Source organism: Aerococcus sp. L_32, from assembly GCF_050689315.1.
The window spans coordinates 1-11,964 of sequence record NZ_JBOEQF010000062.1 but is presented as its reverse complement, the minus strand read 5'-3'; the positions used below and the strand labels follow the sequence as shown (position 1 = coordinate 11,964).

Below are 11,964 nucleotides of genomic sequence, written 5' to 3'. Positions count from 1 at the left end.
GCTGCTACACTTGTACACATGATGGCCTTTGACTTCTTGCGTGAAAATGCTGTCTTCATGGGACTATTAGCCCTATACTTCGCGGTAACAGTCGCAGCCTCTGTATACGCAAACAGCAAACAAAAAGCAACAGCTTAATTTTTGAGAAATTTTCTAAATAAGCAAGACCTCCAAAAAACAGGGGAAATCCTGGTCTGATGGGGGTCTTTTTGATTTTGCTGCCATATTTTCAATTGAATCATTGTTGCTAATTGTTTATTTTTGTTTAATAATGTTGACAAATAAAATGTAAGCGCTATAATAACAAATGTAAAGTATACAAGTAGAGGAGGATGACCATTGTCAGAAGTTAAAGAATCGTTAGTGTCGATTGAAGATACCTTTATTTCTCACGCGACAACAAGCGAAGAAGTCTTAAAAGAAATTGGTTTGAAATTATTGAAGAAAGGACTCGTGAAAGAAAAGTTTATTGAAAATATTTTAGAACGTGAACAAAATTATCCCACCGGCTTGGATTTGTCCGTAATTGATCCTAGCTATAGCAATATCGCTGTTCCGCATACTGAAGGAGAATTCGTGAATGCGACCAAGGTGATTCCTGTTGGCTTAACCAATAAAGTTGTTTTTCACAATATGATTCACCCTAAAGAATCCCTAGAAGTGTCTAACTTATTCATCATTTTGAATAATAATCCAGAGGAACAGTCGCAAATTCTAGCCAAGATTATGGACTTTATCAACATTTTAGATACTGAAGAAGCGCAAGCTTTATTCCAAGCGTCAACACCGTTGGACCTTTACGACATTATCGAAGGCAAAATATAAAAATAAATATAAAAAATTCAGGAGGTAATAAGATGACGAAGATTTTAGCAGCTTGTGGGGCAGGGGTTAACTCAAGCCATCAAATTAAACATGCCATTGAAGAAGAAATGAAAAAACGCGGGTACAGTGTGACTTGTGACGCTGTAATGATCAAAGATATTACTGAAGATATGTTAAACAAGTATGATATTTTTGCGGAAATTGCGGATACGGATTTCTCTTTTGATATCAAGATTCCAGTTGTCAATGCAGGACCGATTCTATACCGTATTCCAGCGATGGCCAAACCAGTTTACGATGAAATTGAATCGATTATTAAATAGATGCTAGGAAAAGTATTTGGAGGTAGAAGATGAGCTATATTATCGATTTGGCGAATACAGTACTCCAACCTTTGATAAATTTAGGGGCAGCGCCTTTAATGACGATTATTTTGACCGTCATTGCCTTATTATTCCGGGTGAAATTTACCAAAGCGCTTGAAGGTGGGATTAAATTAGGGATTGCCTTAACAGGGGTTGGGGCGATCATGAACATTTTAACAGGTGCCTTCTCGAGTGCGCTAGGGGAATTTGTTGCCAATACAGGGTTGAATTTAAATGTGACTGACGTTGGTTGGGCACCCTTAGCGACCATTACTTGGGGTTCACCGTACACGCTATACTTTATGTTTGTTGTATTGATTATTAACGGTATTATGCTGGCTTTAAATAAAACAAACACGCTAGATGTGGATATCTTTGATATTTGGCATTTATCAATCGTTGGATTATTTGCAATGTATATGGGCGCCAACTTATTCGTAACAACCTTATTAGTTGTTTTTATTGGGGTATTGAAAATCATTAACTCTGACTTGATGAAACCGACATTTAATGACTTATTGAATGCTCCGGATGAAAACCCAATGACCACGACTCATATGAATTACATGATGAACCCAATTATCATGTTATTAGATAAAATCTATGACAAGTTGTTCTCTTGGTTAGATAAATACGACTTCGATGCCGCAAAATTAAATAGTAAAATTGGTTTTTGGGGATCTAAGTTTGCCATTGGGATTTACCTAGGCTTCTTCGTAGGCATCCTAGCGGGTATTTCAATTCAGGAAATGCTGACCTTAGGGTTTACAGCGGCTGTCTGTTTGGAACTCTTTTCAGTTATCGGTCAATGGTTTATTGCCTCCGTTGAGCCCTTATCGCAAGGGGTAACAGACTTTACCAGTAAAAAATTCTCAGATCGTACCTTTAACATCGGGTTAGACTGGCCCTTTATCGCTGGTCGTGCTGAAATTTGGGCGGTTGCCAACGTATTGGCACCAATCATGTTGATTGAAGCCCTAGTTTTACCGAATAATGGTTTACTACCACTTGGTGGAATTATCGCCATGGGACTAACACCAGCTTTATTAGTTGTTACTCGTGGGAGAATTATCCGTATGATCGTAATTGGTACAGTCTTATTACCAACCTTCCTATATTCTGGTACCTTAATCGCACCATTCGTTACAGAAACAGCCAAGCAAGTAGGGGCCTTCCCAGCTGACGTAGCTTCCAACGCCTTGATTTCACATTCAACCTTAGAAGGGCCAATTGAAAAATTTGTGGCTTACTTTGTTGGACAAGCTTCACAAGGGGATATCGAAATGATCTTGTATGCAGCCTTAGCGGTTGTTATCTACCTTGTCTTATTCGTTTGGTATGCAAAAGAAATGAAGAAACGTAATGCTGAATATGCAGAGAAAAAAGCATAAGCATTTGTCAACAAAATAAAGAAAAAGCAAACCCGCAACGTCTGAAGATGTTGCGGGTTTGCTTTTGTTTATAGCGGTAGTCATTTTTCAAAGGGTAAATGACGCCTATTCAGAAACTAATAGGATGTTTGAATGCTTCACAATCTGTTCATAGCGGTGGTCTTCATCATTATTAATGACTACGGCAGTCACGTCGTTTAAAGAATAGTAAGTGAAGAAGTCCTCTTTACCAACTTTAGAGGCGTCTAGCAGTAGGTACTTCTCAGTTGAATTATTCAGAGCCAGTTCCTGCGTCTTTCCTTCTTCAAGGGTGGCAGTCATAATGCTGTTATTGGTGACCCCGTTGGCAGAAAAGAAGGCCTTGTGGAATTTTAGGTTTTCCAGTACAGAAAGGGTGATATAGCCATTAAAAGCTTGAGTATTCTTCTTAATTTTACCCCCTAGTAGGTAGACATTGATGTCTTTATCAGCCAGGGTATTGAAGACGGGTAAGCAGTTGGTGTATACCTCGTAATCTTGCCGTTCCATCTTTTGAGCCATGATTTCCATGGTGGTACCAGGGCCCATGTAGATGATGTCACCGTCATTAATTAGCTCAATCGCTTTTTCAGCGATACGGTTTTTCTCGCTGATATTAATGACTTTCTTAGCATCATGAGATAGTTCTTCTTTTGGATATTCGCCTAGTGAAATTGCTCCCCCATGAACCCGTCTTAATGAACCACTTTCTTCTAGTTCTGTTAAGTCTCGACGCACAGTCATATCTGATACATTTAACTTGTCGACGATATCAGTTACGGATACGGTGCCGTTTCGTTTAAGTAAATCTAAGATTAGTTCATGTCTTTTCTTTTTTAACATTGTTGAGTTCACCTCATTTCCGGTAATTCGTTATAGGTATTTTTCAATTATTATTAGCCAGTGCTTCAATAGCATCGTCATAGAAAATAGGTCGTATATATATCATATAACGAAATAATGCTCTTCTCAAATACATAGTATACTTGAAAAGAGCACAAAATGAATTAATATTCGATTATAGTCACGCGATCAAATAAATCATCAAAATGATTGATATTGATATGGCCCGTGATACTCTCCATAGTATTTAGCATACCAGTTGTCATGGCTTGTTTAAGTAGGTGAATATCATCTAAATTATCCTCTAAGGCCACTGCAATCCCTGCAACTGTTGCATCACCAGAGCCAACAGGATTTACAACAGGAATGGTTGGTATATTTACCTTATAAAAGCGGTTGTTATGTTTAGCAAAAGCCCCGTCGCCTCCTAAAGACACGACAATCCACTCAATCCCCGAAAATAATTCATCAGCTAAGACAGCTTTTAAATCGGCTGGATCTGCACTCACTTTTTGACCTAATAAATCGGACAATTCCTCGATATTGGGTTTGATTACAGTAGGTTTAAATGGACTTTCTAGTACACTTGAAAGATTAGATTTGGATGTATCGAGCACGGTTTTCTTGTCTAAATCATTGGTAATTTGAATCAGTTTTACATAGTAATCTTCTTCTAAACCCTTGGGTAAAGACCCAGAAATGGTAATGACATCAGCATAGTCAACAGCTTGTTTGAAGCGAGTTAAGAAGGCCGTATTTTCATTATCGGTGATGGTAGGGCCTGATTCTAAGACTTCGGTTTGTTGGCCATCATGTAAGATGGCAATACAATTTCTGGTGTCACCTTCGATAGATAAGAAATCTGTTTTGATACCGTTTTCATTTAATTCCGAGACAATGCCTTCACCTAAATGTCCACCGATAAAACCAGTGGCGGTGACGGCTTTATTTAAATCATGAATGACCCTAGTCACATTAATCCCTTTGCCACCAGCTGTCTTACCCACTTGGTCAGTTCTATTTGTTGTGTCTAATCGCAGGTCGGGGATGGTGTATGAGATATCAATGGAAGGGTTTAAGGTTACAGTCAAAATCATATAATCACCGCTTAATCGTGGTATTCGCCACGGTCCCATTTTTCAAGGTATTCAGTGAATAAGTCAGGGTTGTCTGAATGATTGCTTGATTCAAGGTGGGTAATTTTGTTGATTAGGGTTTTATTTTCTTCAGAAGGTTGATATTCCTCTTGGATAAAGGCAGAAATGATATCTTCCATTAATAATTCACCAGTAATCATCCCACCGAAGGCGATAACGTTGGCGTTTAATTCTCGCTTAGAGTATTGAGCAGTTGTCATATCTCTTACCAAAGCTGCACGAACGCCTGGCACTTTGTTGACGGCGTTTGAAATCCCAACACCAGTACCACAAATGACGACACCAAGATCAGCTTCACCATTTGTTACTGCCTCACCAACTTTACGCCCAAAGATAGGGTAGTGGGTTCTCACGTGATTATGGGTACCTACATCAACCACCTCATAACCTTGTTCTACTAAGTAATCTGATACGCGAATTTTAATATCTGTCACGATATGGTCACAACCAATTGCAATTTTCATAATTTTACCTCCGATTCTATTCTCTTAGCACATAGCGTTTAACATATCTACACGGATTTGGTGACGACCACCGTCATAATCGGCAGATAGAAATGCATCCACAATGTTCTCTGCTAGTTCGTGCCCCACAATTTGTTCACCTAATGTAATGATTTTTGAATTATTGTGTTCTCTTGTCATATAAGCAGACCGTTCATCAGAAACTTCGGCAGCAATAATCCCTTTGATTTTTGTAGCTGAAATGTATGAACCAGCACCATATCGATCAAATAAAATACCGCGGGCATTATCATCCGCTAGAATTTGTTGAGCTACCTTAGTAGTAGATTCTACAAAATCGATGCTAGGTGTTTCTGATAGATCTTCAAAATCAATCTTGTTTGTTTGTAAGTATTGTTTAATAACTTCTTTTAATTGCATTCCGTCTTTGTCAGCACCAAGATACACTTTCATAATATAACCTCCAAAATTTAATTTATTTATTTATAAACACATTGTAGAACATAAATAAACAAATATCAACAATAACAATCATAATAAATAAAAAATATTCTGAAAAAGCTTGACTATAATGCGAAAGCGTTATAATATCTAATTAAACAAATAGAAACAAAAAACAACATAAAGTAACAATCAGTTACAAGGAGGACATTATGAAATTCGTATCAGAAGGTAAACTAAATAAATTAAAACAATTATCTACTAAAGAAGGATTTATTTCCGCGCTAGCTATTGATCAACGGGGGTCATTGAAGAAAATGATCGCTCAAGCAGGGGAAACAGAGAATATTCAAAAGGCGGTTGAAACATTCAAAGAAGCTATTTCTGAAGAGTTGACACCTTACGCTTCATCTATCTTATTAGACCCTGAATATGGTTTACCAGCGGCAAAAGTGAAAGCGCCTTCTGCAGGTTTGTTATTAGCTTATGAAGAAACAGGTTATGACGCTTCAGAACCAGGTCGCTTACCGGACTTATTACCAATTTGGTCTGCTAGACGAATTAAAGATGAAGGGGCAGATGCTGTTAAATTCCTTCTATATTATGATGCAGATGAAGATACTGAAATTAATGAACAAAAAAAAGCCTTTGTAGAACGTATTGGTTCTGAATGTAAGGCAGAAGAAATTCCTTACTTCTTAGAGATCTTAACTTATGACAAAGATATTGAAGATGCTAAATCGAAAGAATATGCAGAAGTGAAACCAAGAAAAGTTTTAGAAGCTATGAAAGAATTCTCTAAGGATAGATATGATGTAGATGTCTTAAAAGTGGAAGTGCCTGTAAATATGAACTTTGTTGAAGGCTTTAATGATGATGAGCCAGTATACACTGCTGAAGAAGCAAAAGGTTACTTTAAAGCGCAAGACGAAGCGACAGAATTGCCATATATCTACTTAAGTGCAGGAGTAAGTTCACAATTATTTAGAGATACCTTAGTATTCGCCAAAGAAGCTGGCGCAGACTTTAATGGGGTTTTATGTGGCCGGGCTACTTGGAAAGAGTCGGTTGCCGTTTTTGCTAATGAAGGAGAAGCTGCAGCCCGCGAATGGTTGAGCACACAGGGTGTGGCCAATATTGAAGAATTAAATCAGACATTAAACGAGACAGCAGTGTCTTGGGAAAGTAAAATTGCCAGTAATTTAGTCACAAGTAAATAAGGTCAATTAACGGAGGTAGCAGTGATGAATAAAGAAGAAGCAACTATGATAGGTTTTGAAATTGTCGCATATGCTGGTGAGGCACGGTCAATTTTGGTGGAAGCTTTATCCAAAGCGCGAAACGGCGAATTTGACGAAGCTGAACGATTGGTTGGTGAAGCCAACGAAAGTTTAGTGGATGCCCATAATGCCCAAACAAATATGCTAGCTAAAGAAGCGAGTGGTGAGAATATTGAGTTAGGTTTCATTATGGTCCACGGACAAGACCACTTAATGACGACCTTGTTGTTAAAAGAGATTGTCACTGATTTTATCGAACTTTACCGTAGAGTAGGTGACTAAAATGATGGACAAATTGATTTCTCAGATTGAGAAGATGAAGCCATTCTTCGAGAAACTATCTAGAAATATTTACTTAAGGGCGATTAAAGATGGGTTTATATCAGCCATGCCTGTCGTCTTATTCTCCAGTATCTTTATGCTGATTGCTTATGTGCCTAATGTGTGGGGATTCTACTGGAGTGATGAAGTTGTTGCCTTCATTGTAAAACCATATACCTTCTCAATGGGGATTTTAGGGCTACTCGTTTCAGCAACAACAGCAAGGGCGCTAACAGATTCCTATAATAGACGCTTGCCGGCAACCAAGCAGTTAAATCGGGTTTCCACCATGATTGCAGCGATTGTTGTCTTTCTATTCCTTTCATCAACTGAAATTGCACAGGGTGAAGGGGATGCAGTTGTTGCAGGATTCTCATCTGGTTATCTCGGCACAACAGGGCTATTAGCAGCCTTTGTAGCAGCCTTTATTGCCGTGATTGTCTATAATTTCTGTATGAAAAATGACATAGCCATTCGAATGCCAGAGGAAGTACCACCAAATATCTCACAAGCATTTACGGACGTTATCCCATTTGCTATTGCAGTGGTCATCGCGTATGGTATTGACATTGCGATTCGTGCTTTTACAGGCGTAAGTTTTGCACAAGCCATAATTCAAATGTTTCAACCCTTGTTTACTGCAGCCGATGGTTATGTGGGGATCGCCATTATTTACGGTGCTATAGGATTCTTCTGGTTTATTGGTATTCATGGACCATCAATTGTAGAACCAGCCATTACTGCAATTGCCTTCTTGAATATGGATGCAAACCTAGCATTAATCCAAGGTGGTGAGCATGCTGCTAACATTATTACACCGGGCTTACAGTACTTTGTTGCAACATTAGGGGGTACAGGTGCAACGTTTGTCGTGCCTTACTTATTTATGTGGTTTGGTAAATCAAAACAAAATAAAGCAGTGGGGAAAGCGTCATTTATCCCAACCTCTTTTGGTGTGAATGAGCCAATCCTATTTGGTGGACCATTGGTATTGAATCCAGTATTCTTTGTACCTTTTGTTTTAGCACCTATTTTAAATGTCTGGATTTTTAAATTTTTTGTAGAAGTTTTTGGAATGAATGGATTCTCTTATTTCCTACCTTGGCCAACACCAGGACCTATAGGTATCGTATTAGGGACAGGAATTGCACCTTTATCATTTGTTGTAGTGGCTCTACTGATTGTAGTAGATGCGATTATTTACTACCCATTCTTTAAAGTTTATGACAAACAAATTTTAGAAAAAGAATTAAGTAACGAAGATGAAATTATTGAAGAACAAGCAGAAACTAAAGCTGATGCAACTGAAGTCGGAGAAAATGACGGTCAAGTTTCAACTGGTAGTCATATCAAAGATGAAGTATCTGTCTTGGTCTTATGTGCCGGTGCAGGAACCAGTGGGCTATTAGCCAACGCCCTAAACAAGGGGGCTAAGGAATATGATGTTCCAGTAGTAGCAGGTGCAGGGGCTTATGGTGCTCACCAAGAGATTATGGGGAACTATGATTTAATCATATTGGCACCTCAAGTCGTTTCTAACTATGATGATATTAAAGAAGATGCTGATCGGTTAAATGTGAAGTTAGTCAAAACAAGAGGGAAAGAATACATCTCATTAACGCGCGATCCAAAAGCCGCATTAGAATTTGTTGATTCCGTATTAAAAGAAGCATAATAGTTAAAGTTAAGCAAAGGAGTTTATGATGAATTTACCTAAAGAATTTTTATTGGGTGGCGCAACAGCTGCTTATCAAGCAGAAGGTGCAACGTCAGTGGACGGGAAAGGTAAGGTGGCCTGGGATGATTATTTGGAAAAACAAGGTCGATTTAAAGCCGATCCTGCGAGTGATTTTTATAACAAATATCCGATAGATTTAAAATTGTCACACGAATTTGGTGTTGATGCTATTCGTATATCTATTGCATGGTCGCGTATCTTCCCTAATGGAGACGATGCGGAAGCTAATCCAGCTGGTGTACAATTTTACCATGATTTGTTTAAAGAAGCTCGTGCTCAAGGGGTTGAGCCTTATGTTACACTGCATCATTTCGATACACCGGATGCCTTACATAGTCAAGGAGATTTCTTAAATCCGCATACAATTGAAAGTTTTGTCAGATATGCAGAATTTTGCTTTAACGAATATCAAGAGGAAGTAAAATATTGGATTACCTTTAATGAGATTTGGCCTGTAATTAGTGGGCAATATTTAGTAGGAAAATTCCCACCAGCAATTACTTATGACTTTTCAAAAACTTTACAAGGACAACATAATATGATGGTTGCCCATGCAAAAGCCATTAAATTATTTAAGGACAACCAGTATGATGGTGAGATTGGAATTATTCATTCATTAGAAACGAAGTATCCTTATGAAGGTAAAAAAGAAAATGAGCATGCAGCATTCTTGTATGATGTACTTGCGAATAAGTTTTTACTAGATGCTACCTATAAAGGTTACTATACCGAAGAAGTGATGGATGCTGTAAATGAAATACTACTAGCAAATAATGGTGAAATTCATATTACAGAAGAAGACCTAGCGCACTTAGATGCAGCGAAAGATTTAAATGACTTCCTCGGTATTAACTACTATCAAAGTAATTTTGTAAAAGCGTATGATGGTGATAATGATATCCACCATAATGGTACAGGTGAGAAGGGAACGTCAGTATTCGCGTTACATGGCGTTGGTGAGCAAATGTTTGATATGGACATCCCTAGAAATGATTGGGATTGGTTAATTTATCCGGATGGTTTAAGAGATCAAATGATTCGGGTAGCAAAAGAGTATCCAAACTATAAGAAGATTTATGTAACAGAAAATGGAATGGGGTATAAGGATGACTTCAATACGAAGTTAATCGATGATACGCCTCGAATTGATTACATCAGAAAGCATTTAATAGCTTGTACAGAGGCAATTGATGCTGGTGTCAATGTAGCAGGTTACTTTGTTTGGTCATTAATGGATGTATTCTCATGGTCAAATGGCTATAATAAACGATATGGGCTATTCTATGTAGACTTCGATACGCAAGAAAGATATCCCAAGAAGAGTGCATATTGGTGGAAACAATTGAATGAGAATAGAGATTTAAGCTCAAATGATATAGGATAATAGTAGTTAATTAACCATCTAAGGTGGTATACTTTAGATGGTTATTTTGTACTTTTACCTTAAAAGCTACAAATTTTACTAGTAAGCTTGCACCAATAATTGTAAGTAAACTTGATCTTAAAAAGAATTAAGTTAGCATAAAAGGTCGGGACTTAGTTCCGGCCTTTTTAATATGAGACTTGGAACTTAAATTTTTTAACGAGACCAATATATTAAAAGCTTTATTCAATCTAGATAAATTTGTAAATGTTTAAGATAGTTATTTCTGGTTATAAATAGATTTTGTTATACTAAGATTAAGAAATAGGTTAATGATATAAGGAGTTTCTTTCATGACAACTGAAAAAAATAAGATGATAGCTGGGCTGATTTATGACGCCAACTATGACCAGGAATTAATAGACGCCAGAGCGGATGCCAAGGAATTGTGTTATGACTTTAATCATGCACGGCCTAGTGAAAAAGTAAAGCGACAAGACATTATCCGCCAGTTACTAGGCAAAACGGGCGATAGATTTGAAATTGCAGGGCCATTTTATTGTGATTATGGGTTCAACATTGAAATTGGGGAAAACTTTTATGCCAACCACAATTTAGTTATCCTAGACGGGGCTAAAGTCATATTCGGAGATGATGTCTTTGTTGCACCAGACTGTGGTTTCTATACAGCTGGTCATCCACTAGATGTTGAAAGACGTAATAAAGGCTTAGAATATGCTAAACCCATTACAGTCGGCAATAATGTCTGGTTTGGTGGTGGCGTGAAAGTCATGCCAGGTGTAACGATTGGCGACGGGGCTGTCATTGGTGGCGGTTCAGTAGTCACAAAAGATATCCCAGCCAACATGATTGCAGTCGGTAACCCTTGTAAGCCAATCCGTGAAATTACTGAAGCAGATGCCCGTTGTGACGGTTAATCTGCTATAATAACTATTGAGAGAGGTTGAGATAAAATGAATAATAATGACCGACTAACGCGCTTGCGTTATGCTTTAGATATCAAAGACGAAGATGTTGTAAAAATTTTCGACATGGGTGGGGCAAGTGTCACAGCTGATCAAGTACGTGCCTTCACTACTTCAACGCCTACTAGTGAAGATGAGTATGAGCGTGAGTATGAAGAAGTCTTAGACAATGAACACTTTGAACGCTTTTTAAATGGGATTATCACTTCCCAACGTGGCGTCCGTGAAGGGGCACCGGAACCAAAGCTTGAGTTAACTGACGACAATGCCAACAATCTATTATTGAAGAAAATGAAGATTGCCTTGTCATTAACCACAGAAGATTTGCATGAAATCATGGAAGATGCTGGTGGCCGTTTAACCAAAAGTGAATTAGGCGCCGTCTTACGTAAAGAAGGACACCGCAACTACAAACCATGTGGTGACCGGTACGCACGTAACTTCCTAAATGGGTTGAAAATGCGCTACCGCGGGGAATAAATTACCGTCACATATATAGTAGTTAATAGTAGAAATCAGACTGGGGAAACCTAGTCTTTTTTCGTATAAACTGTTATAATTTCTTGACAATTGCCAGAAGAGGTGTGAAAAAGTGAAGAAAGATCTATATCCAACAGAAGTTCTTGAAGTGACAGTTGAGAAACTGGACCATACAGGCGTGGGGTTTGTGCGCTATATCCATCCGCCAGAAAAAGGCCCCCACGGAAAACATTTACTACTATTTATCGATAATGTCGTCCCAGGAGACAAAGTTCGCGTGACTGTGCCCAAC

The 11,964-nt window shown here is 38.2% G+C and carries 13 protein-coding genes and 1 pseudogene; 10 read left to right on the top strand and 4 right to left on the bottom strand.

Annotated elements, in window-relative coordinates:
* The first annotated feature begins 339 nt into the window (after nt 1-339).
* The 3 genes from ACRCJ0_RS05920 to ACRCJ0_RS05910 are packed head-to-tail and all read left to right on the top strand — an operon-like array spanning nt 340 to nt 2,581.
* The gene (locus ACRCJ0_RS05920; protein WP_059348486.1) at nt 340-825 is read left to right on the top strand and encodes a PTS sugar transporter subunit IIA; all 486 of its coding nucleotides are present in this window, start codon (nt 340-342) and stop codon (nt 823-825) included.
* A 32-nt stretch (nt 826-857) separates the two neighbouring features.
* Nucleotides 858-1,148: a PTS sugar transporter subunit IIB gene (locus ACRCJ0_RS05915; RefSeq protein ID WP_016897230.1), complete on the top strand. Its 291-nt coding sequence runs from the start codon at nt 858-860 to the stop codon at nt 1,146-1,148.
* Nucleotides 1,149-1,177: 29 nt separating this feature from the next.
* Nucleotides 1,178-2,581 carry a PTS galactitol transporter subunit IIC gene (locus ACRCJ0_RS05910; RefSeq protein ID WP_026466576.1) on the top strand — a complete coding sequence of 468 codons (1,404 nt, stop codon included), beginning with the start codon at nt 1,178-1,180 and terminating at the stop codon, nt 2,579-2,581.
* A gap of 105 nt (nt 2,582-2,686) precedes the next feature.
* Here ACRCJ0_RS05910 and ACRCJ0_RS05905 read toward each other — a convergent pair whose 3' ends face one another.
* From ACRCJ0_RS05905 to lacA, 4 genes are all read right to left on the bottom strand, one after another.
* Entirely contained in the window at nt 2,687-3,442 is a 756-nt protein-coding gene (locus ACRCJ0_RS05905) for a DeoR/GlpR family DNA-binding transcription regulator (RefSeq protein WP_059133843.1), read from the bottom strand.
* Between the two features lie 164 nt (nt 3,443-3,606).
* Nucleotides 3,607-4,539: a tagatose-6-phosphate kinase gene (gene lacC / locus ACRCJ0_RS05900; protein ID WP_431389826.1), complete on the bottom strand. Its 933-nt coding sequence runs from the start codon at nt 4,537-4,539 to the stop codon at nt 3,607-3,609.
* 11 nt (nt 4,540-4,550) lie between these two features.
* Complete coding sequence (lacB, locus tag ACRCJ0_RS05895; RefSeq protein ID WP_016897234.1) at nt 4,551-5,063, bottom strand: galactose-6-phosphate isomerase subunit LacB; 513 nt, start codon at nt 5,061-5,063, stop codon at nt 4,551-4,553.
* Nucleotides 5,064-5,087: 24 nt separating this feature from the next.
* The gene (gene lacA / locus ACRCJ0_RS05890) at nt 5,088-5,516 is read right to left on the bottom strand and encodes a galactose-6-phosphate isomerase subunit LacA (protein WP_026466573.1); all 429 of its coding nucleotides are present in this window, start codon (nt 5,514-5,516) and stop codon (nt 5,088-5,090) included.
* A gap of 200 nt (nt 5,517-5,716) precedes the next feature.
* Here lacA and lacD point away from each other — a divergent pair, with 200 nt between their 5' ends.
* The 7 genes and pseudogenes from lacD to ACRCJ0_RS05855 form a co-directional block, all read left to right on the top strand.
* Complete coding sequence (lacD, locus tag ACRCJ0_RS05885) at nt 5,717-6,724, top strand: tagatose-bisphosphate aldolase (protein ID WP_431389823.1); 1,008 nt, start codon at nt 5,717-5,719, stop codon at nt 6,722-6,724.
* Nucleotides 6,725-6,748: 24 nt separating this feature from the next.
* Nucleotides 6,749-7,066, top strand: coding sequence for a PTS lactose/cellobiose transporter subunit IIA (locus tag ACRCJ0_RS05880; RefSeq protein WP_149256580.1), 318 nt, complete (start codon nt 6,749-6,751; stop codon nt 7,064-7,066).
* Between the two features lie 4 nt (nt 7,067-7,070).
* Nucleotides 7,071-8,780, top strand: coding sequence for a lactose-specific PTS transporter subunit EIIC (locus ACRCJ0_RS05875; protein WP_431389829.1), 1,710 nt, complete (start codon nt 7,071-7,073; stop codon nt 8,778-8,780).
* A gap of 25 nt (nt 8,781-8,805) precedes the next feature.
* Nucleotides 8,806-10,227: a 6-phospho-beta-galactosidase gene (gene lacG, locus ACRCJ0_RS05870; protein ID WP_431389821.1), complete on the top strand. Its 1,422-nt coding sequence runs from the start codon at nt 8,806-8,808 to the stop codon at nt 10,225-10,227.
* Between the two features lie 332 nt (nt 10,228-10,559).
* Nucleotides 10,560-11,144 (top strand): sugar O-acetyltransferase, encoded by a 585-nt coding sequence (locus ACRCJ0_RS05865; RefSeq protein WP_431389819.1) that lies wholly within the window; start codon nt 10,560-10,562, stop codon nt 11,142-11,144.
* Nucleotides 11,145-11,180: 36 nt separating this feature from the next.
* Entirely contained in the window at nt 11,181-11,672 is a 492-nt protein-coding gene (locus ACRCJ0_RS05860) for a DUF1456 family protein (protein WP_048725910.1), read from the top strand.
* A gap of 112 nt (nt 11,673-11,784) precedes the next feature.
* A pseudogene (locus tag ACRCJ0_RS05855) lies at nt 11,785-11,964 on the top strand (23S rRNA (uracil(1939)-C(5))-methyltransferase RlmD); the annotation flags it as partial.